This window comes from Nonomuraea terrae, from assembly GCF_004348995.1.
Classification (GTDB): Bacteria; Actinomycetota; Actinomycetes; order Streptosporangiales; family Streptosporangiaceae; genus Nonomuraea; species Nonomuraea terrae.
Map to the genome: position 1 here is coordinate 38,068 of NZ_SMKQ01000030.1, position 20,677 is coordinate 58,744.

Genomic DNA, 20,677 nt, shown 5'->3' on the forward strand with positions numbered 1-20,677 from the left:
TGACAACGCCTGCGAAACCGTGGACCCGGTGTCCGCGCTAGCGGGGTGCGGCGAGGACGTCACGGAGTACGTCCTCCAGCGTGACACGGGCCAACTCGCGCCTCAACGTCTCCTCGATGCCCTCGTAGATGCCCTGCATCGCCGGCTGGATGCCGTAGCCGATCACACAATCCTGATCGGGAGCGGCGCGGTGCATCGCGAAGAGGGGACCGGGTTCGACCGCCTGGTGCACGTCGAGCAACGTGATCGACCCCAGTTCGCGCGCCATCGCCCAGCCCGCGCCCACGCCCCGCCGGGACTCGACGAGCCCTGCCTTGCGAAGCTCGCCTAGCAGTCGCCTGATTACCACGGGATTGGTGTTCGCGCTGGTCGCAATCTGCTCAGAGGTGGCGACCTCATGGCCCTGGCGCTGGTAGAGGCCGATCCAAGCCAGCGCGTGGGCGGCGATGGTCAACCTGCTGTTGGCGCTCATGAACCTCATCCCCTCGGCCGTAACGCTCCATGTTACGGCCACCTAAATGTAACAACTTTGGTTGCGATCATTCTGTCGTAACCACTAACGTTCTGACAGCTAGTTCAGCGATCTAACAGAGAGGCATGAAGAATGAACAAGCCGTTCACAGGCAAGGTGGCTCTGGTCACGGGAGGGTCCCGCGGACTGGGAGCCGCGACCGTACGACTGCTGGCCGAGCAAGGCGCCGACGTCGCGTTCACCTACGCCAGCTCTGATGAGCAGGCGAAGGCCGTCGTCGAGGAGGTTCGCGGCAAGGGGGCGAAGGCCGTCGCCCTCAAGACCGACCAGGCGGACATGGGCCGCGCGCCGGCGCTGATCGACGACGTGGTCGCGCACTTCGGCGGCCTGGACATCCTCGTCAACAACGCGGCGATCTCGGTGGAGCAAGGCCGTACCGTGGACGACCCGGACGCCGACACCACCGCACTCGACCTCATGCACGCCACCAACTATCTCGGCGTGATCGCCACCATCCGGGCCGCCTCCAGGGTGCTGCGCACGGGGGGGCGCATCATCACGGTGAGTTCGGGACTGGGTTCGCGCGTCGGCGTCCCGGGCCTGGCCGACTACTCAGCGACCAAGTCGGGAGTCGAGAGGTACACCATGGGCGTCGCCCGAGACCTTGGCCACCGGGGCATCACGGCCAACGTCGTGGAGGCCGGGCTGATGGAGAGCGGGATGGAGCCGCCGGACGCCGAGACCCTCAAGGCCCTGCTCAGCTCGCTGTCACTGCAGCGCATGGGCCACCCCGACGAGATCGCCGCGGCGATCGTCTTCCTGGCGAGCCCTGCCGCGTCGTACATCACGGGCGCGGTGCTGGACGCCCATGGCGGCTACAACGCCTGACTTGACTCAATAGTAGTCAGCTGCCTAGGCTGACTACTAAATCATGAAGCTAGGAGAGATACGTGAGGATATTTCTAGCCGGCGCGTCCGGCGTGATCGGGCAGCGGCTGATACCCCGCCTGGTCGAAAAAGGGCACGTGGTCGGCGGCATGACCCGCTCGCCCGGCAAGACGGAGCTGCTGGCCCGGCTCGGCGCCGAACCGATCCTGTGCGACGTCTTCGACCGCAACGCGTTGATCAAGGCGGTCCGCGACTTCAACCCGGACATCATCCTGAATGAACTGACCGATCTGCCCGACGAGGTGGAGAAGATCGGTGAGCACGTGGAGCTGAACGCACGCATCCGTACCGAGGGCAACCAGAACCTGATCGAAGCGGCCCGGCAGAGCGGATCGCCGAAGATCCTCGCCCAGACCGTCGCCTGGCAGTTGCCGGACGGCCCCGACGCCGAGGCCGTCGTCGAGCTGGAACGTTCCGTTCTCGCCGAGGGCGGCGTCGTGCTCAGCTACGGACAGTTCTACGGGCCCGGCACCTACAACGAACAGCGGATCCCCGCGGAGCCTCGCGTCCAGATCGACCGCGCCGCCGACCGTACTGTAGAGCTGCTCGACGCGCCGTCAGGCGTCGTCGTCATCACCGATCAGCCCGCGTAGGAGTCGGGGGACGTCATGCCGCTCTCATGCGAAGGTGTACTGGCGGCTGGACAACTGCTCGATCGGCAAGTCGACGGAGGTCATCAGCACGCGGTCGTCGATGCTGATCCTGCGTGAGGCCTTCTACGGCACGATCCGGTTCGACGACTTCGTCCGGCGGACGAAGGTCGGCGACGCGATCGTCGCGGCGCGGCTCAAGGACCTGACCGACATCGGCCTGTTCACCAAGCAGCCCTACCGGGAGCCGGGCAAGCAGACCCGCTACGAATACCTCCTGACGGAGAAGGGCGGGGACCTGTTCTCTGCCGTGTTCGCGCTCATGCAGTGGGCAACAAGCACCTGCAGGGCGAGGACGGCGGGCCACTGCGCCTCGTGAAACAGGGCACCGGCGAGCCCGTCGTGATCGGCGCGCGCACCGCGTCCGGCAAGGACGTCGAGCTCGAAGACCTCGCCATCGTGGCGCACGGCGACTGGGCCGGCCCGCGGAGCGGCTGACCGTCCACCCGGCCTGGTCCAACCTAGGCCCGTTCATCCGGGCCGGTCCATCCCGGCCACCGTCAATTTCTCAGGCCACCGCGCCCATGCGCGCGTGGTCTCTTCAGGGACCCGTTTTGTCATCTCAAGTAACCGCCGGGAAGCACGCGACCCCCCGCCGACGCACTCTCCCCGCCGGACTCGCCCTGACGGGCGCGGCGCTCGCGTTCACCAGTCTCTACCTCGCGGCAGGCGCGCTGACGCCGCTGCTGGTGCTCTACAAACAGCAGTGGAACTTCCCGCCGTCGCTCCTCACCCTGGCGTTCGCCGTGTACGCGATCGGCTTCCTCGCCGCCGTCCTGACGCTGGGCTCGCTCTCCGACCACATCGGCCGGAGCCCGGTCCTGGTCGGAGCCCTCATCGTCCAGCTCGTATCGAACGTCCTGTTCCTCCTCGCCTCGGACATCGGATGGGTGATCGCCGGCCGGATCGTGCAGGGCGTCGCCAGCGGCGCCGCGACAGCCGCCTTCACCGCGGCGCTCGTGGAACTCGCCCCTGCGGGCAGGAAGAGGCTCGGCACGATCCTCGGCAGCGCCGGCCTGACCGGCGGTCTGGCCGCCGGATCCTTGCTGGCCGGCCTCGCGATCCAGCTCACGCCCATGGCGAACCTCATCACCTTCACCGCCCTCATCGTCCTGACCGTTCTCGGAACCGTCGCCGTCGTCCTGTCCCCCGAGACCATGACCCGCACCCCCGGCGCGCTCCGCTCGATGGTCCCGCGCGTGGCGATCCCGCGCGCCGCCAGGAACGAGTTCGCCGCCGCGGCACCCGTGGTCGCCGCGGTCTGGATGCTCGCCGGCCTGTCCGGAGGATTGGCCCCGAACATGGTCCGCAGCGTCTTCCACCTGGACAGCGGCCTGCTCAACGGCCTGACCGGGTTCATCGCGCCCGCGGTCTCGACCGTCGTCGGGCTGTCTTTCGCCCGCATCGACCCGCGGCGGGCGATGACCATCGGCATCTACGCGTCCATCGTCGGGGCCGTCGGCATCATCGGCGGTGTGTTCGCCGGAAGCCTGACCCTCATGATCATCGGGCAGGCCGTCGCCGGGGTCGGGTTCGGGGCGTCGTTCTCCGCGGCCCTGCGCCTCGTCTTCCCGCTCGCGGCGGCGCACCAGCGGGCGGGTGTCGTCGCCGGGATCTACGTCGTCTCCTACGTCGCCTTCGGCGTGCCCATCGTCATCGAGGGCCAACTCGTCGGCCCACTCGGCGAGGTCCCGGCCGTCGTCTGCTACACGGCCCTGACCGTCCTGCTCGCGCTCATCAGCCTCGTCGCCCAGACCCGCATGAGACACCGTGCCTGAGCAAGGGCTCAGCTTGGGCCGACGGAGGGGACTTCGTCCGCGAACCGAATGGACCCGACTGGGCTCATCTTCACGTCCAACAGGCCCGTCACTCGTCGCCGCTTCGGACCGGCATCCCATCCGGATCGCCCATGGCACATCACGGAAAGCAGCCCGGACCCGGCGATCAGATCAGCCTTTCACATCAATGCATGGTGCATCACCGTCATAAAGGAACGGACACCGCAATGACGCTTATCTCTACTCCCTTCGCTGCGCGTACTACTGCGGCGGAGGTTCTGGCTGGGGTGGACCTGACCGGGCGCCGCATGATCGTCACGGGAGGAGCGTCGGGGGTGGGAACCGCAACGGTCCGCGCCCTCGCCGGCGCCGGCGCACGCGTCACGATCGCCACCCGTAACCCCACCATCGCCAAGCCGCTCGTGGAGGAGTCCCCGAACATCGACGTCGCCGCGGTCGACCTCGCCGACCTGAACTCGGTGCGGGCCTTCTGCGCCGCCTGGGACGGACCGGTGGACGCCGTCGTCGCCAACGCGGGCGTGATGATGCTGCCCGAGCGCCAGGTCAACGCACAGGGCTGGGAGATGCAGCTCGCCACCAACTACCTCGGCCACTTCGCGCTGGTGACGGGCCTGCGGACGGCCCTTCGGTCGGCGGAGGGGGCGCGCGTGGTCATGGTCGGTTCCGGTGCGCACCTGCTGGCGGGGGTCGACTTCGAGGACCCGCAGTTCGAGCGGAAGCCATACGACTCCAGGATCGCCTACGCACAGTCGAAGACCGCCGACGTGCTGCTCGCCGTCGGGATCAGCCGCCGATGGGCGCAGGACGGCATCCACGCCAACGCCTGCGCTCCGGGGCAGATTCTGACGAACCTGCTGCGTCATCTGGATACGGCCACCCTACAGGCACTCGGCGCGATGGACTCGGACGGGAACGCGACCATTCCGGATCACTACAAGACGCCTGAGGAGGGGGCTGCCACCAGCGTCCTGCTCGCCGCGTCACCGCTCCTCGAAGGCGTGACCGGACGCTACTTCGAGAACAACCAGGAGGCCCCGGTCGTCGAGGGCGGCCCCCATCTCATGGCGGCGGGCGGCCCCGAGGCGATGGTGGACATGGTGGCCGAGTGGGCCGTCGATCCCGCCGCCGCGGACCGCCTCTGGGAGTACGCGTCCACGACCTTCCGCGACGCAGCGATCTCTCCGGCGCCTCGGTCTCACGCTGACCTCGCGCCCAAGGAAAGGACATCGTGAGCACATCCGACCACGCCTACTCCACAGCGGCCGGGCTGATCGCGGCGATGGACGCCGGTACCGTCTCCGCGGTCGAGCTCACCGAGGCGGCGATCGAGCGGATCGAGCGCCAGGACGGCGACATCAACCCTGTCCTCGCCGGCTACCCGGCTCCCCCGCGCGACCTGTGCGCCTTCGGGAAGTAGGCCATGTCACGGCTCCGGGCACGGCCATCAAGGGCGACGGCGCGAAAGCCCTGATCTCCATCGAGGGCGCGGTGGGTGCGGGATACCGAGAAGACATCGCGATGGCCCTCCACCTAGCAGGAAGGACTATGACCCGTGAAGGATCTGAACATCATCCGGCTGCCCGTGGATGCGAGCGCCGATACCGCCCTTATGGCCGACGTCGCCATTCTTGTCAACCGGGTGTACGCGGGCGCCGAACAGGGGTTGTGGCGGGCGGGCGCCGAACGAACGTCAGCGGATGAGATCTGCCGGCTGACCCTCGCTGGCGAGATCGCGGTGGCCCGGTTGGAGGGGCGGCTCGTCGCCTGCGTCCGGGTGCAGCATCTCGACGACATGACCGGCGAGTTCGGGATGCTCGCCGCCGACCCTGATCACCGCGGCATCGGGATCGGACGGGAACTCGTCCATTTCGCGGAGCAGGGATGCAAGAACTACGGGCTCGCTGTGATGCAGCTTGAGGTCCTCTTCCCGCGAGAGTGGTCCCACCCGTCGAAGGAGTTCTTGGCCACCTGGTACAGCCGCATCGGCTACCGGAAGGTCCGCACCGGGGCCATCGACGAGTCCTATCCTCATCTGGCGCCCCTCCTGGCGACACCGTGCGACTTCGTGGTCTACAACAAGGGCCTGAGGTGAGCTCTGAACGCCCTGGTGCGTTCACGTCCTTGGCGACCCGAAGGGCCGCTACAGGAGCAGCGTCTGAGTCGACCGCGGCCGCACGTTCTCGGTAGGTCGGCGCGGCGCGCGGTCCGGGCCCCGGCCCGGAACTGTTCAGCCGGCTGATCGGCTGTTCAATGCCTCGTAGCAGCCGTCGCTGCGCCGACAGCGCACCGAGCGCGCACCCACCGTTCCGCGACGGCGGCGACCGCATCCAGGCTTGCCGGCAGTATCAAGGCGACCTCGGCTGGTGTCAGGCCGTCGAGCCGCAGGACTTCACGGCGCGCTGCGCGGCCTCGTGCTCGGCGGGCGGGAAATAGTCGCGGCGGCCGATCTTGCGCAGCTCTGCCTGCAGCCGCTTCAGAGCACCGCTGCGCTCGCCTGGTCACGCTCGGGCAAGCAGCCCTCAATCTGCTCCGCCCCGTATTTGATCAAATCCCAACGCTCGTGGTCAATACAGCAAGCGGGCGAGCGGCGGCGGGCTGAAGCCGCCGAACTCCCGTTCCAGGAGCTCGGCGAACCGGATCGGGGTGCGGTCCTCGAACATCGGGCCGATCAGCTGCGCGCCAATCGGCAGGCCGTCCGTCGATCGCCCGATCGGTGCCACGGTCGCCGGAAGACCCGGCGCCGACGCGATTCCCGCCCATACGAGCTGGTCGGCGTAGTCGTGGTCCGTCCCATCGATCGTGATCCGGCGGGCCCAGAGGTCCGGACTCCGGTCGTGCGGGAATGCCGGGGTCGGCATGGCCGGGCACAGCACGATGTCGAAGTCGGTGAACAGCTCTCGCCAGCCCTGGCGGTTCCGTACACGCGCGCTGTCCGCCGCGATCCAGTCGCGGTGGCTGAGCACCGAACCGCGGGTACGCTCAGCGGCCAGGCTCCGGTCGCCGGCGTCGAGCCGCCCGGCGTCGAGCCGGAGGCGCTCGTAGACCTCCTGCGGATAGCCGGCCCCCAGGACGCGAGCAGCAGGCGCATGTAGAGCCGGGCCGCTTCCACCTGGTCAGGCAGCGACTTGCTCTCGCGGGCAACCTTCGCGCCGACCGCGGACAGCCGGTCGGCGAGGTCGCTGATCGCGGCGCGCACGCTCGACGCCGTCGGGATCAGCGGATGGGTGTCCACGACGAGCACGCGGAAGGCCGCCAGGTCGTCGTGCCGGGCTGGCGGCAGGGCGAGCGCGTGGGCGATGCCGATCGCGGTCTCGTCGGGGTCGGCCAGCAGGTCGAGCATGAGTGACAGGTCGCGGGCGCCGCGCGCCATCGGCCCGATCGTCACGAGGTCGCGCTCGTAGGCCAGGGGAGGTGTCCCCGCTGTCGTGTGGCCGCGGGTCGGGAGGAGGCCTTGTAACGGTTTGTGCGCGTACACGCCGCAGTAGTGGGCGGGCGCGCGCAGGGAGCCCGCGATGTCGGAGCCGATCGACAGCGCGCCGTGCCCGGCCGCGAGCGCGGCGGCCGAGCCGCCGGACGAACCCCCCGCCGTACGGGCCAGGTTCCACGGATTGCAAGTGACGCCGTAGAGGTCGTTGTACGTCTGCAGGTCGCCAAGTCCGGACGGGACGTTGGTCTTGCCCAGCACCACCGCGCCGGCCGTCTTGAGCCGGGCGACGGCGACGGCGTCCTCGGTCGCCTTCGCGTCCTTGAACGCCGGGATGCCCCAGGTCGTGGTCAGCCCGGCGACGTTGAACGACTCCTTGACCGTAATCGGGACGCCGAGCAGCGGCCGTACGTCGCCCTTCGCCCGCGCGGCATCGGCGGCGCGCGCGGCCGTCAGTGCCCGATCGAAGTCCGGCACGCAGACGGCGTTGATGTCCTGGTCGAAGCGTTCGATCCGGGAGATCGCGGCTTCGGTCAGCTCGGCGGACGAGACCTCCCGGGCACCCATCGCAGCGGTCAGCTCGGTCGCGGTCGCGTAGGTGAGGTCCGCCTTCTCCGCCTGGCTATGAGATTGCATAGCCAGACCGTAGCATCTGACTATGGCCCGGCGGAGTCAGGGTAGGGTCGGGAGTATGGCCATGACTTTCCTGGGACCCCTCGCCGACCGGTCGAAATGGCAGATAGGCGACAACTGCTCGATCGGCAAGGCCATGGACGTGATCGGCAGCAGGTCGGCGATACTCTTGCTCCGCGAGGCCTGCTACGGCACCACACGCTTCGACGACTTCGTCGAACGGGTCGGGATCACCGAGGCGGTGGCCGCCGCCCGGCTCAAGCAGTTCGTGGCCGCCGGGATCCTTGACAGGCGGCCCTACCGCGAACCCGGCAAGCGCACCCGCCACGAGTACGTGCTCACCCGGATGGGCCGTGACCTCCTGCCCGCCGTACTCGCCCTCATGCAATGGGGCGACGCGTACCTGCAGCCCAACGGAGGACCCTTGCGTGTCGTCGACCGTGAGAGTGGCGGCCCCGTCACGATCCGGCCCCGCGGCGAGTCCGGCAAGGACCTTGACCTCGACGACCTCGCCATAGTCCCCAACGACGCCTGGACACCACCCCGCCGGACGATCCCGCAGCCCCTGGAAGGCCCGTCCGACACGACCCCCTGACCGCCTGCCAAGATCAGATCTATTTGACTGCAGATGCATGGAACGCGTCTGCTCCCGGGAGCCATGGCGAGCCACCTCACCCACCAAGATTCGCAACCGCTCCGATAAGCGCGCCACTGCGGCAGGGGGCGCCGAGGTACATCGGCGGGGGTGCGTCGCCAGTGCAGGGAACACTGGTCTCGTTCGGGGTGTCGATGATGAAGCCGGCCCTTGTTGCGATGCCACTACAGGCAGCATGGAGTCCCCACTAGAGAGGTTCAAAGGCTGACGTTATGGCGGCTCGAGGTCGAGGCCGGTCTTGGCGATGAAGCCGCTGATCAACGCGGGACGGTACTGCATTCGCTTCAGTCTCGTCTTGACCAGACGAGCGAGCTCGTTGAGAGTCTTCTTCGCCAAGTTCACCAGCGATCGCTTCAGATGAGCCCACACCCCCTCGACCGGGTTCAGCTCCGGCGCATACGCCGGTAACTGGATGACCGTCAGCCAGGCCCGCCGCTCGACCAGCTCCCGCATCGCGGCGCTGACGTGGGTGTTCAAGTTGTCCCAGATGACCACGAGGGGCCCGCCGAGCTGCTGGTGCGCCGCGTCGAACAGCGCCGCGTAGTCGGCTTCGGAGAACGACTTGCGCTCCCCTTTGCGGCCCCGCCGCAGCCGGATCCTGTAGATCAGGCGCGGCATACGGCCTGGGTTGGTGGCCACCAGCCCAGCGATCATCACCGTGCCCGACCCGCTACCGGACACCGTCACGATCGGGGTGATGCCGCGCCGCCCCAACTGCGGCCGCGGGGTGATCTCAGGCCTTGACCGGCCTCATCCTCGAAACAGAGCCAGGCGTCCAGGCGCGCCGCTGTGCTTTTCCCTCCAGCCAGTCCTCATCCCGCCATGCGGCGATCGCCTCCTCATCCCGCTCGACGGCCCGCCGCGTCGGGGCCTGCCCGCTCCAGCCCAGCCCGTGCAGCAGATAACACACCCCCGACACCGTGTAGGAAACGCCGAACCGCTCACGGATCAGCTCGGCGATCCGGGCCAGGGTCCAGCGCTGATCCTCATCCCAGCCATACGCCGCCGGCCCCTGGTCCAGCGCGTTTTGCAGGTCTTCGAGCTGAGCGCCGCTCAGCTTGCACACCTCGCCGCCCGGACCTTTCGACATGAGCGCCTGGCGGCCGCCGGCCTGCCAGGTCCGCCGCCAGCGGTTGGCCGACATCCGGCTGATCCGGAACTCGGCTGCCACCTCGGCGTCCGTCGCCCCTTGAGCAAAGAGGTCGGCTGCCTGCATCCTCACCTGTTCGCGGCGGGCGCGTGCCTGCGCGGTGAGTCCACCGCCATCTGCATATCTCACCCTGCCCGGTATAGCTCCGGGAGATGACGTCGGTCACTCTGCGATCAGGGGTTACTTACGTAACGTAACCCCCGCCTTCAACGCTCTCTAGACGAGTAAGTCCTATGTCCTGGGCCGGTGATCAGGCATAAGTAGAGGGCGTTCAAGATCATGTTGTGACGCAAGACCTGAACACCCTCTTGACCGCACTGTACGTGAAGATCGACGACGAGCTGAAGGGACCGCGATGGACCGGCCGGCCCCCGGTGCTGGCCGACTCCGAGTTGGTGTGCGTCGCGGTCGCTCAGTCGCTGCTCGGGTGGCCGTGTCAAGAACGAGTTCCAACACCTTGACGACCGTGTTGAACACCAATACCAGCGCTCTCATAGCGGCCTTCCGACTGTGCTCCTCCTTCGCAGCGACGGCTCTCCATATCAGGAAGGGAGCGGGGAGGAGGATCAGGGCCAGGATGCCCTTGAGCACCCAGATGGCAGCGGACATGACATCGTCTCCATGGCGAAGGGATGTCGCTCCACGTCCGAGAGCATCAGCATCCATTCCGCTGACGCGAGGCCCAATACCGTGACGTGCACGGCGTGCCATGTGGTGCGCTTTTCGAGCGAGCAGTCCACAACGCGCGGATGGTAATGCCCCCGGCAGGGCCTCGGCTCCGGGTGATCGTCCACGCGTAAGCCGAAGCCCTCTCATGGACGTTCTGTACTCACTGCGTCACGCCTGCGTCTCCACATGGCTCAACGCCGGCGTCCCCGCACCCCAGGTCGCCGAATGGGCCGGACACAGCGTCGACGTCCTCTTGTCGTCCAAATGAACGGCGGCATCGGGTCTGTTGGGCCGCGCAACACGACATAGGACCGTCTCCACGCTGTCGGGGGATCGACAGTGTCCAGTTCGTTATACGGTTCCAGGAGAAATGCTTCTTTTATCAGAATAACCTGCTGATCGGTTTTGACCGGCTGGTCGGGGGCGGATGCCGAGGAGCGTCGCGTGCCGTATTTCGAGACATTGCAAGCAGGAGACCCGCAGCAGGTAGGCCCCTACCGGATTCAGGCACGGCTGGGCACGGGGGGGATGGGCCGGGTCTATCTGGGCCGATCCAGAAGCGGCCGGGCGGTGGCGGTGAAGGTGATCCGGCCGGATCTGGCCGACGACCAGGATTTCCGGCGCCGCTTCGGCCGTGAGATAGCCCTGGCTCGTACCGTGAGCGGTTTCTTCACGGCGGCGGTGGTCGATGCCGACCCGGACGGCTCGCCGCCGTGGATGGCGACCGCTTATGTGCCGGGCATGTCATTAGGTGACGCGGTACGCGAGTATGGGCCGTGGCCGGAAGCGTCGGTACTGGCGCTGGGGGTGGGTTTGGCCGAGGCGCTGGAGTCGATCCATGCGGCCGGGGTGGTGCACCGGGATCTCAAACCATCGAATGTGCTGCTGGCCGCCGACGGACCCCGGTTGATAGATTTCGGCATCTCCGTGGCCACGGAAGCCAGCAGACTGACCCAGACCGGCATGGCCGTGGGCACGCCCGGGTTCATATCCCCGGAGCAACTGACAGGTGCGCCCGTGGGGGCCGCCAGTGATGTGTTCTGCCTGGCCGCGGTGCTGGTGTTCACCGCAACTGGGACTGGACCGTTTGGGACTGGATCCTGGCAGGGCCTGTGGTATCGCACCGTGAACCAGGAACCAGACCTGACGGCGCTTTCGCCCAGGCTTCGTGCAGTGGTGGCCCCGTGCCTGGCCAAACAGCCTGAACAACGCCCCACCGTGGCAGCCTTACTGGAGGAGTTAACCCCGAGTGTGGCCGACGGGCGGACCGTCGCCGAGATATTCACACAAACCACCTGGCTCCCCGAACCCGTGGCAGAGATCGCACGCACGCAGATCGCCCCGCCATGGATGACTCCGACGCCGATCGCGCCTACCCCAGCGGGCATTCTGCCGACGCCCAGCACACCCGCAGGTACGTCCCGCAGGCGGGCCCTGATTGCCCTTGCAACCATTGGAACCGCCATCGCCGGTCTCACCGGCTGGCAGTTCCTTGGCAACGGACGACAGCCCTGGTTCTTCATCACCGGCGACCGGGTGGACTCCTCCACGGCGGTTGCCGACCGACAGCTCTGGTCCTTCACCACTGGCGATCCAGTGACCTCGTCGCCGACGGTCGCCAACGGGGTCGTCTATGTCGGCAGCGACGACAACAAGCTGTATGCGCTGGACGCCGTCACAGGCCAGCAGCGCTGGTCGTTCACTACCGGCGGCGAAATCGGCTCGTCCCCGACGGTCGCCGAGGGAGCGGTCTACGTTGGCGACGACCGGAGCATGAAACTGTATGCGGTAGATACCGCCACAGGCCGGAAACGCTGGTCCTTTACCACCGACGGCCGAGTGCGCTCGTCCCCGGCGATCGCCGACGGGGTGGTCTACTTCGGCAGCTACGACAACGAGCTGTATGCGCTGGACGCCGTCACCGGCCGGAAACGCTGGTCCTTCAACACCGGCGACTATGTGTACTCGTCCCCGGTGGTCGCCAACGGGGTGGTCTACTTCGGGAGCAACGACAACAAGCTTTATGCAGTGGATACCGCCACAGGCCGGAAACACTGGTCCTTCAACACCGGCGGCGGGGTAAATTCGTCCCCGGCGATCGCCGACGGGATGGTCTATGTCGGCAGCGACGACAACAAGCTGTATGCGCTGGACGCCGACCATGGCCAGCAGCGCTGGTCGTTCACCACCGGCGGCGAAGTCATCTCGTCCCCGGCGATCGCCGACGGGGTGGTCTACTTCGGCAGCTACGACAAGAAGCTGTATGCGCTGGACGCCGCCACCGGCCGGAAACGTTGGTCCTTCAACACCGGCGACTATGTGAACTCGTCCCCGGTGGTCGCCAACGGGGTGGTCTACTTCGGGAGCAACGACAGCAAGCTTTATGCAGTGGATACCGTCACTGGACGGCAGCGCTGGTCGTTCACCACCGGCGACGGGGTGGTCTCGTCGCCGGCGGTCGCCAACGGGGCCGTCTATGTCGGCAGCATCGACAAAAAGCTGTACGCGAGAAGAATGTAGTTCCATTCTTAGAAAGCGCTTGGTAGTGCCCTCCGCAATCAGAGGCAGGGCGGGGCTGGACCCAGCAGGATTTTGTGGACGCCCACGCCCTCGATGGGATCGGCCTGGTGTGAAGCCTTGACCGACGGCAACCCACACATCGCTTACGCCAATGAGCCGCAAGCCGCACAGAGGCCGGGGCTCTGACAACCTCATCAACCCGGTCAACCAGTGCGGTGATCTACCTCAAGATCTTCCACGAAGCCAGAATGAAGATCTTCACATCCGCCCAGGCCAGGTCCCCGCTCATGGACGTCCCCTACTCCCTCCGACACGCCTGCGTCTCCACATGGCTCAACGCCGGCGTCCCCGCACCCCAGGGCCGGACACAGCGTTGACGCCCTCTTGCAGGTCTACGCGAAGCGCATCTACGGTCAGCAACACGACGCCATGCGCCGCATCTGGGAACCCACCCATTGATCCGAGTGCCCGCCGTTCGACCCCTCGCCTATACAACGACAAACACCGACACCTACGTTTACGCAGGTCACTGGGATTTACCCAGCTCAGCAAGCCTCCTCCCCACGCCTGTGGGGGTGAGCCGTCCGACACCACGCGGGCCAACCATGTCGGAAGCGACCGTGGTCTAGAAACCAATGACGCGTTCGTTCGCGCGCCGATCCCACACAGCTTGATCGAATGGGAACGCATTGGGAACGATCAACCGTAGCTCGCCGGTGTCAGCCGTGGACGGCCGGACACAACGAGAGAGGCCCGTCACCGCGTTTTCGCTGGTGACGGGCCTCTTCTGGCTCGTGTGGCAGGTGCAAGGTTCGAACTTGCGTAGGCTGAGCCGACGGTAGGCGGCACTCGGTCGACGACGTGGAGGGTGCAGCGGACGTCTTGGCGGAGTACATCGCCAAGTAGCATGCGGGCGCGGCGGGGCGGCGATAAGCCCCGTGCGGAGGGGTACGGGGCAGGTCCTTCCCCACCCCGTCGCGCCTCATCGCCTGGCAGGCGGTCAAGTTCATGCCCATGAGAGGGGCGCCCCCTTTCCCTCCCTCGGCTGCCTGCCGGGCCTTCTTCCTGCGTCCCTGTGGAATGTGTGGACGTACGGGCTGGGCCCAGTTACGCTCAAACTTGGTAAAACAACCTGTCGGGTGTTGGACGGTCAAAATGTCGCTAGAGTCCGTGCCGCCGAAGTATGCGCAGCTTGTGCAGGCCCTTCAACGGCGTATCGAGTCGGGAACCTACCAACCGGGCTCTCTCCTCCCCAGTGAACACCAGCTCATCGCGGAGTTCGGCGTCTCGCGGCCGACCGTGGTCGCCGCGCTGCGGGTGCTGCGCGAACAGGGCTGGATCGAGTCCCAGCAGGGCAAGGGCCGGTTCGTGCGCGGTCGTCCCGCGATGGCCGCAGTGGAGTCCAACCGACGTGGACAGGCGTACCTGACCAATCCCGAGACCGGCTCCCCCGGCGAACTGGTGGAGGCGGGCACGGTCGCGCTGCCCAACCGTGTGGCCACGCTGCTGGACGCGCAGCCCAAGAGCAGAGCGTTCCTGCGCCGGCGCCTGGTGACCCGTGACGGCGAACCAACCGAGCTGGTGTCGCTCTGGCTGCCCTTGGAGCTATCGGAAGGCACGGATCTGACCAGCGGTGAGCCGCTGCCGCAGGGCATCCGTGAGCATCTGCAGGCGCGCAAGGGCGTGCGCTTCGATCACATCGTGGAGCAGATCACCGCGCGCATGCCCACCGCAGGCGAGGCCAAGCAGCTCGGCATGCCGAAGAGCGTCCCGCTCTTGGCTGTGTTCGGGGCTGTCCGCGACGCCTCGGGCCGGCCTCTGGTGGTGGTGGAGGTGCTGCTTCCAGCCGATCGTCATGAGTTGGAAGACGCCTACCCTGTTACGTGATCACGTGGACGTCTATGAGCAGCTCACGTTCCAGTCGCTGGGAGTGAGGTCCGTGAACTCCACTGTGACGGCTCCACTGTTGTCACTGTCTTCACTGAAGTCCAGAGAGACCCATGCTTCATCTCTGCCGTCGACGCCCGCGATGGCGGCCTTGCTGTAATAGACGCGGATTTCCTTCTGCGACAACGCGGTCTGAAGCACCATTTGGACGCTGTACGCGCAGTAGTCTCCGTTGCCGCTGGTGTTCTTGCCGAAGGTGGCGTCGATGTCGCCCTTGATGCGAGTCTGTGGTGGCAGTGGATAGGCCAGCACTCGCTCTTGAAAGTCATCGAAACGGGCATCGTCCCGCCACATCGGGATCGCGATCAGCAAGAAAAGCCCGACCAGCGGGACAATCACCGCAGTGGCTAAGCAACCCACCAAGATCCTCACAAGTTCCTCCCGGAGACTCCCCATCGCACCTTCGCGGTGACTGTCTATCGGTTCGGCGACGCCGACGTCACCTTTACCAGGCCACTTGACCTAGCAAGTTTGAGCGATCTAATCTCAAAGCATCACTTGATAGGTCAAGTGTCTGTCATCCAAGAGAGGAGAGCCGTCATGGCTCTGCAAGGCCCCATCCCCGTCACCTTCGCCATGGTCTTCCCGCACGGCTGCTACATCGTCGGCGAGGTCGAGCCCGTCAAGGACTTCGACGCCTCCGCCGGCGGCCGGTTCGTGCAGGCCCGCGACAAGCAGACCGCAGAACTGGTCTGGCAGGTCGCGGTCATGGACGGTGACCCGACCCTCAAGCCCGCGCAGAAGACGGTGGCGGTCAAGATCCTGGCCCCGGTCCAGCCGGTGCCGCCGCAGCCGATGCCGGGTCTTCCGTTCACGCCGGTCGAGTTCGACGGCATCACGATCACGCCGTACGTCAACGCCGCCGGACGTCTCGCGTACTCGATCAAGGTCCGCGAGATGCACGCACCCCGCCACGCCAACCAACCCGCCCAGAGCAAGGCTTCGACCGGAAAGGACGCCGCCTAAATGACCCGTCGCCGTACCCCGCGCAACAGCGTGATCCGGCTGACCACCGGGCACGCCGCCCGCACCCTCAACCACCCGTTCGCCCGCCGTGAGCCCGTCTTGGCGCTCGACTTCGGGGCCACCTCCGTCCTGGTCACCACCAGCGGACCCGTGACGGCCGATGACCTGGAGTTCGCGCGGCAGCTCGCCCGTGAGGCTTACCGCTTCGCCCGCTCGCTGGAGCGCAGCTTCTACGGGCTGCCTGACGGCAAGGGGGTGGCTGCGTGAGGGAGCACACGCCCTACACCTACGTCACCGTGTCCCTGCGGCCGGAGTCCACGCCGCATGTTGGCGTCTCCTTCCACACCTCTGGCCTCAAGGTCCGTGCCGGGCTTCTGCTCAGCAGCCCGCGGCCGTACTTGGAGCTCTGCTCTTACGAGGCGAACGTGCACGTCTCCACCACCGGCGCCGGGCCGGTCACCGATGCCGATCTGGCCGTCGCCCGGGAGATTTTCACCGCTGCCGCTCGCTACCTGGCCGAGTGCGAGCAGCTGCACGCCGAACAGCCGGCCCAGGACGCCAGCGAACCGGCGGCCTGACATGAGGCGGGGCCGCTGGAAGCGGCAACTTCCGGCGGCCCCTCGGTTCTCCCCTGACTCCACATCACGAGAGGTTCCCAGCTTATGTTCAAGCGGCTGCCTGGCGACGAGGCCCGTAACCTCGTCTCCACCACGCCCGACACGGCCGTCGTCTTCCGCCCGGCCGTGGTCAAGACTCCCGCCATCATCACCATCATCGTCCTGGTCTGTCGCATGTTCGCCGGGCTGGTGCGTATCGTCTGGCGCCACCCGATCGCATCCGCCGTCCCGGTAGCTCTCGGCGCTGGCTGGTACGTCTACGGCTGGCCCGCTGCTGCGTCCCTTCTCGGCACGGTCGTCCTGGCCCTGGCCTCGTGGGCGTTCATCGACCACCCATCGTTCGCCTGTCTCATCGGCTACCGGCTGCTGGCCTGGTGGCGGCTCGTCTGGATCTACCGCCGTCACTGGCAACCCGTCATGATCGTCTCCGGACTCGGGCGTCACCTCCGGGGCCGCGACTACCTGCCCACGATCAGCAAGGTCACCTGCACCTCATGGGCCGACCTGGTGACCGTGCGCATGCTCAAAGGCCAGGCGGTCAAGGACTGGTCCGACCGCACCGACCACCTGGCCCAGGGCTTCGGCGCAACCTCGTGCCGGGTGGCGCTGTCTCAGGCCGGTCGGCTGACGCTGACCTTCCCGCGCAGCGATCCGCTCTCCGAACCTCTGCCCGCACTCGCCATACCGGAGGAGCCGACCGTGGGGCCGGTCGAGATCGGCAAAGGTGAAGATGGGCGGCCGTGGCGGCTCAAGGTGCACGGCACGCATGTGCTCGTCGCGGGGGCAACCGGGGCCGGCAAAGGGTCGATCATCTGGTCCGTCATCCGCTCGCTCCTGCCCGCCGCCAGAGCTGGCCTGGTCGAGTTGTGGGCGCTGGATCCGAAGCTGATGGAGCTGTCCTACGGGCGTGACCTGTTCGGCGCCCGGTACGCGGCCACGCCGGAAGAGTGCGCCGACCTGCTGGACGAGGCCGTCAGCGTCATGCAGAAGAGGGCGGCCCGCTTCGCCGGACTCCAGCGCTCCCACACCCCCACGGTGGAGGACCCGTTCGTCCTGGTCGTGGTCGATGAGGTGGCGTTCCTGACCGCCTACCAATCCGACCGGGGGCTCAGACAGCGGATCTCCTCGGCGCTGGCCACGCTCACCACGCAAGGCCGCGCGGTCGGCGTCGGCGTCCTGGCCGCGCTCCAGGACCCGCGCAAAGAGGTCATGAACATCCGCAACCTGTTCCCCGACAAGATCGCCCTCCGGCTCGATGAGTCGGAACAGGTGGACATGGTCCTCGGCGACGGCGCACGCGACCGGGGCGCCCTCGCTGACCACATCTCACCGGTTCCGGAGATCGGCGCGGGCGTCGGCTACGTCCGGCTGGAAGCCAGCCCTGAACCGGTCCGGGTGCGGGCCGCCTACGTCTCCGATCACCACATCCGCGCCATGGTCGACGCCTACGCCTCCTATGGGGAGGCCGCATGAAGATCTGCTTCCACGGCACCGCCGACGAGATCAGTCTCGTTGCGGGGCGTCCGCTGATGGTCCTGCTGACCGCCCGTGACCTGCCCCGCATGCGGGTCTTCGAGCTCTACCACCCGCGCATCCACGCCCATCCCTCTCACGAGCACTACCGGCTCTGCGCGCGACTGTCCGAGACCACCGACGAAGGGAGGACCGTATGACCCATCCGCACGACCGTGCTCTACCCCGAGCCGTCCGCCAAGCCATGCCGATGGCCCGGGACGTACTGCAAGAGGTCGCAAAGCTCCACGGCGTCTGCATCCGGCCCGTCCCACTGCGGCGGCTCGACATCGTCACGGGCAAGTCCGAGATCATCGACGTACCGTGCGGGGCAGTCCTCGACAGCAAGTGCCCGCCATGCGCCAAGCGCAACCGGCAACTCCGCATGGCCCAATGCCGCGAGGGCTGGCACCTGGAACAGGAACCGGCCGTCACGCCGGACGAGCCGAACGAGGAACAGCGCTGGCTGGTCGAGTTCCGCGCCGACATGCAGGCCAAGCGCGATGCGGCCGAACAGGCTGGCGACGACACGACCGACCTGGACGCCGTCCTCGCGGGCTTGGACGAGGAGATCAACGCTGCCGGGATGCGAGGCAGCGTGCTCGGCAGGACGGCTCCCAAGCGGACCCGATCGACCCGGCGTCGGCAGGACGCACCCGACCTGCCCAAGCGCAAGATGACCCACACCACCCTTGGACGCACCTTCCAAGCGCCGGATGGCAAGACCTACCGGCCGTCGCTGTTCGTCACACTCACCCTGCCCAGCTACGGCAAGGTCCGTGACGGCGTCCCGATCGATCCCGACACCTACGACTATCGGCGCGCCGCGCGGGACGCGCTGCACTTCTCCAAACTCGTGGACAGGTTCGTGCAGAACCTACGCCGGGTCGCGAGCTATGACGTGCAGTACTTCGCCGCCGTCGAACCGCAGAAGCGACTCTCCCCGCACCTGCACATGGCCATCCGCGGCACCCTGCCGCGCGCGGAGATCAAGCAGATCGCCGCCGCCACCTACCACCATGTGTGGTGGCCACAAGCAGACGAAGTGCGCTTCGACGGTGACCACCTGCCCGTCTGGGACGAGGAGGCCGGCTACCTCGACCCGGCAACCGGAGAGGTCCTGCCTACCTGGGACGAAGCCCTCGACCAGCTCGACACCGACGAGGACGCCGAACCCCTCCACGTCATCCGCTTCGGCGAACAGGTGGACGTGCAGGGTGTTCTCGCCGGCACCCCGGACGCCGATCAGTGCATCCGGTACCTGTCCAAGTATCTGACCAAGTCCATCGGCGACACCCTCGACGGCGGCCAGGCACAGCGGGAGCACGCCTCCCGCATGCTCGATGCCCTGCGCTACGAGCCCTGCTCACCGACGTGCTCCAACTGGCTGCGCTACGGCGTGCAGCCCAAGGGTGCCAAGGCGGGCATGGTTCCGGGCCGGTGCCGCTCCAAGGCGCACAAGCCCGAACACCTGGGCTACGCGGGCCGTCGCGTCCTGGTGTCTCGCAAGTGGTCGAACAAGACACTGGCCGAACACAAGCAGGACCGCCGTACCTGGGTCCTGGAAGCCCTCGGCCAGGCCGACGAACCCACCGACCCACACCGCTACATCTGGCGACCGGTCCCGGCGGGAGATGCCAACGTGCCGCCTCTCGCCGTCCGGCTCCTCCGGTCGGTCCACGAACGCCAACGCTGGCGAGCCCAACTCAGAGAGCTGGAAGCCAGAGCAGCGGGACAAGATCTTTCGGCAACCGAGGACACGGGGAGGGCCGCATGACCAAGCGAGACGAGCTACTTACCGTGGCCCAAGTCCTCGACGAACTCGGCGGAGTCTCCCGCCGCACCTTCTACCGCTGGCGCGAGATCGGCAAGGCGCCCGAGGGCATCCGCCTGCCCAACGGCGAACTCCGCATCTACCGCAGCGATCTCAACGCCTGGCTCGAATCCCTCCGGAGCGCCGCATGACGACCTCGTACGACGTGAAGTTCTTCGAAATCAGCCGTAATAAGTCCAGCAAGACACCTTCGTACGTCGTCCGCTGGTCGGTCGCCCGTAAGCGCTCCTCGAAGACCTACCGAACCAAGGCCCTGGCCGACAGCTTCCTGTCCGACCTGCGGCAGGCGGCCAAACGCGGTGAGGCGTTCGACGTAGAGTCCGGGCTGCCAACGTCCATGCTCAAGGCCAAGGATGCTCGAAGCGTCCTGGAGTTCGCGCAGGCGTTCATAGAGATGAAGTGGCCACACGCGGCGGCCAAGAGCCGAGACAGCATGTCCGACGCGCTCGCAACGGTCCTACCCGCACTGACCAAGGACCGCGTAGGGCGCCCGGACGCTCGCGAGCTTCGGACGGTCCTCCGCAAATGCCTCCTCCTGCCGGAGGACAAGCGGCCGGACGTCCCACAGCAGTACGCCTCTGCCGTGGCCTGGCTGAAGGCGGCCTCCCTCGACCTGGCAAGCCTGGAGGAGGCCAAGACAGTACGGCTCGCCCTCCACGCACTGACACTGTGCCTCGACGGCAAGGCGGCGGCTTCCACGACGATCGCCCGTAAGCGTGCCGTCTTCCATGCTCTGCTGGAATACGCGGTGGAGCTAGACGAGTAAGTCCTAAGTCCCTGCGGTGTGGAGTGCGGGAACCACGAAGGGTGTCGAGGATCAATGTGTGACGAAAGACCTCAACACCCTTCTCACCGCACTGTACGTGACGATCGACGACTGG

23 protein-coding genes and 3 pseudogenes are annotated in these 20,677 nt (G+C 67.0%); 20 read left to right on the top strand and 6 right to left on the bottom strand.

Annotation, left to right across the window (positions count from 1 at the left end):
- Positions 1-37 precede the first annotated feature (37 nt).
- Positions 38-472, bottom strand: a complete 435-nt coding sequence (locus tag E1286_RS13425; RefSeq protein WP_132612243.1) for an Rrf2 family transcriptional regulator — start codon at positions 470-472, stop codon at positions 38-40.
- Between the two features lie 132 nt (positions 473-604).
- On the opposite strand from E1286_RS13425, the gene E1286_RS13430 reads away from it, so the two are divergent.
- The 8 genes from E1286_RS13430 (at position 605) to E1286_RS13460 (ending at position 5,961) form a co-directional block, all read left to right on the top strand.
- The gene (locus tag E1286_RS13430) at positions 605-1,360 is read left to right on the top strand and encodes an SDR family NAD(P)-dependent oxidoreductase (protein ID WP_132612245.1); all 756 of its coding nucleotides are present in this window, start codon (positions 605-607) and stop codon (positions 1,358-1,360) included.
- Positions 1,361-1,422: 62 nt separating this feature from the next.
- Positions 1,423-2,013, top strand: coding sequence for an SDR family oxidoreductase (locus E1286_RS13435; RefSeq protein ID WP_132612247.1), 591 nt, complete (start codon positions 1,423-1,425; stop codon positions 2,011-2,013).
- A 34-nt stretch (positions 2,014-2,047) separates the two neighbouring features.
- Positions 2,048-2,389 carry a winged helix-turn-helix transcriptional regulator gene (locus E1286_RS13440; protein WP_246074824.1) on the top strand — a complete coding sequence of 114 codons (342 nt, stop codon included), beginning with the start codon at positions 2,048-2,050 and terminating at the stop codon, positions 2,387-2,389.
- Complete coding sequence (locus E1286_RS51255) at positions 2,386-2,508, top strand: hypothetical protein (protein ID WP_281282670.1); 123 nt, start codon at positions 2,386-2,388, stop codon at positions 2,506-2,508. Before E1286_RS13440 ends, E1286_RS51255 begins: the two co-directional genes overlap by 4 nt.
- A gap of 116 nt (positions 2,509-2,624) precedes the next feature.
- Positions 2,625-3,848 carry an MFS transporter gene (locus tag E1286_RS13445; protein WP_223189905.1) on the top strand — a complete coding sequence of 408 codons (1,224 nt, stop codon included), beginning with the start codon at positions 2,625-2,627 and terminating at the stop codon, positions 3,846-3,848.
- A gap of 308 nt (positions 3,849-4,156) precedes the next feature.
- A complete protein-coding gene (locus E1286_RS13450) occupies positions 4,157-5,101 on the top strand; it encodes an SDR family NAD(P)-dependent oxidoreductase (protein ID WP_281282672.1) in 945 nt (314 codons plus the stop codon).
- Entirely contained in the window at positions 5,098-5,286 is a 189-nt protein-coding gene (locus tag E1286_RS13455; protein ID WP_132612251.1) for a hypothetical protein, read from the top strand. The genes E1286_RS13450 and E1286_RS13455 overlap by 4 nt, the downstream gene beginning before the upstream one ends.
- A gap of 135 nt (positions 5,287-5,421) precedes the next feature.
- Entirely contained in the window at positions 5,422-5,961 is a 540-nt protein-coding gene (locus tag E1286_RS13460; RefSeq protein ID WP_223189911.1) for a GNAT family N-acetyltransferase, read from the top strand.
- A gap of 613 nt (positions 5,962-6,574) precedes the next feature.
- Here the strand turns inward: E1286_RS13460 and E1286_RS52020 are convergent.
- Together E1286_RS52020 and E1286_RS13465 are read right to left on the bottom strand one after the other, a co-directional pair.
- A pseudogene (locus E1286_RS52020) lies at positions 6,575-6,832 on the bottom strand (hypothetical protein); the annotation flags it as partial.
- A 107-nt stretch (positions 6,833-6,939) separates the two neighbouring features.
- Positions 6,940-7,929 (bottom strand): annotated as a pseudogene (locus tag E1286_RS13465) (amidase family protein); the annotation flags it as partial.
- Between the two features lie 61 nt (positions 7,930-7,990).
- On the opposite strand from E1286_RS13465, the gene E1286_RS13470 reads away from it, so the two are divergent.
- Positions 7,991-8,521 carry a winged helix-turn-helix transcriptional regulator gene (locus E1286_RS13470; RefSeq protein ID WP_223189915.1) on the top strand — a complete coding sequence of 177 codons (531 nt, stop codon included), beginning with the start codon at positions 7,991-7,993 and terminating at the stop codon, positions 8,519-8,521.
- Positions 8,522-8,791: 270 nt separating this feature from the next.
- Here the strand turns inward: E1286_RS13470 and E1286_RS13475 are convergent, their stop codons facing one another.
- Positions 8,792-9,268, bottom strand: coding sequence for a transposase (locus tag E1286_RS13475; protein WP_165969718.1), 477 nt, complete (start codon positions 9,266-9,268; stop codon positions 8,792-8,794).
- A 46-nt stretch (positions 9,269-9,314) separates the two neighbouring features.
- Positions 9,315-9,797, bottom strand: coding sequence for a helix-turn-helix domain-containing protein (locus E1286_RS13480; RefSeq protein WP_246074826.1), 483 nt, complete (start codon positions 9,795-9,797; stop codon positions 9,315-9,317).
- A gap of 218 nt (positions 9,798-10,015) precedes the next feature.
- Here E1286_RS13480 and E1286_RS49200 point away from each other — a divergent pair.
- The 3 genes and pseudogenes from E1286_RS49200 to E1286_RS13500 form a co-directional block, all read left to right on the top strand.
- Positions 10,016-10,165 (top strand): annotated as a pseudogene (locus E1286_RS49200) (IS982 family transposase); the annotation flags it as partial.
- A 679-nt stretch (positions 10,166-10,844) separates the two neighbouring features.
- A complete protein-coding gene (locus E1286_RS13495) occupies positions 10,845-12,920 on the top strand; it encodes a serine/threonine-protein kinase (RefSeq protein WP_223189919.1) in 2,076 nt (691 codons plus the stop codon).
- Positions 12,921-14,090: 1,170 nt separating this feature from the next.
- Complete coding sequence (locus E1286_RS13500; RefSeq protein WP_223189921.1) at positions 14,091-14,807, top strand: GntR family transcriptional regulator; 717 nt, start codon at positions 14,091-14,093, stop codon at positions 14,805-14,807.
- Positions 14,808-14,819: 12 nt separating this feature from the next.
- On the opposite strand, the gene E1286_RS13505 is transcribed toward E1286_RS13500, so the two are convergent.
- On the bottom strand, positions 14,820-15,239 hold the full coding sequence (locus tag E1286_RS13505; protein ID WP_132612259.1) for a hypothetical protein: 420 nt from the start codon (positions 15,237-15,239) through the stop codon (positions 14,820-14,822).
- A 168-nt stretch (positions 15,240-15,407) separates the two neighbouring features.
- Here E1286_RS13505 and E1286_RS13510 point away from each other — a divergent pair, with 168 nt between their 5' ends.
- The 8 genes from E1286_RS13510 to E1286_RS13545 all read left to right on the top strand — a co-directional run bounded on the left by E1286_RS13510 (position 15,408) and on the right by E1286_RS13545 (position 20,562).
- Positions 15,408-15,833, top strand: coding sequence for a plasmid replication, integration and excision activator (locus E1286_RS13510; protein ID WP_132612261.1), 426 nt, complete (start codon positions 15,408-15,410; stop codon positions 15,831-15,833).
- Complete coding sequence (locus E1286_RS13515; protein ID WP_132612263.1) at positions 15,834-16,100, top strand: hypothetical protein; 267 nt, start codon at positions 15,834-15,836, stop codon at positions 16,098-16,100.
- Positions 16,097-16,411 (top strand): hypothetical protein, encoded by a 315-nt coding sequence (locus tag E1286_RS13520; protein WP_132612265.1) that lies wholly within the window; start codon positions 16,097-16,099, stop codon positions 16,409-16,411. Before E1286_RS13515 ends, E1286_RS13520 begins: the two co-directional genes overlap by 4 nt.
- Positions 16,412-16,495: 84 nt before the next feature.
- Complete coding sequence (locus E1286_RS13525; protein ID WP_132612267.1) at positions 16,496-17,923, top strand: FtsK/SpoIIIE domain-containing protein; 1,428 nt, start codon at positions 16,496-16,498, stop codon at positions 17,921-17,923.
- Positions 17,920-18,123, top strand: a complete 204-nt coding sequence (locus E1286_RS13530) for a hypothetical protein (RefSeq protein WP_132612269.1) — start codon at positions 17,920-17,922, stop codon at positions 18,121-18,123. Before E1286_RS13525 ends, E1286_RS13530 begins: the two co-directional genes overlap by 4 nt.
- Positions 18,120-19,739, top strand: coding sequence for a replication initiator (locus E1286_RS13535; protein WP_132612271.1), 1,620 nt, complete (start codon positions 18,120-18,122; stop codon positions 19,737-19,739). Before E1286_RS13530 ends, E1286_RS13535 begins: the two co-directional genes overlap by 4 nt.
- A complete protein-coding gene (locus E1286_RS13540; protein WP_132612273.1) occupies positions 19,736-19,927 on the top strand; it encodes a helix-turn-helix transcriptional regulator in 192 nt (63 codons plus the stop codon). The genes E1286_RS13535 and E1286_RS13540 overlap by 4 nt, the downstream gene beginning before the upstream one ends.
- Complete coding sequence (locus tag E1286_RS13545) at positions 19,924-20,562, top strand: hypothetical protein (RefSeq protein ID WP_187368157.1); 639 nt, start codon at positions 19,924-19,926, stop codon at positions 20,560-20,562. The genes E1286_RS13540 and E1286_RS13545 overlap by 4 nt, the downstream gene beginning before the upstream one ends.
- Positions 20,563-20,677: the final 115 nt, after the last annotated feature.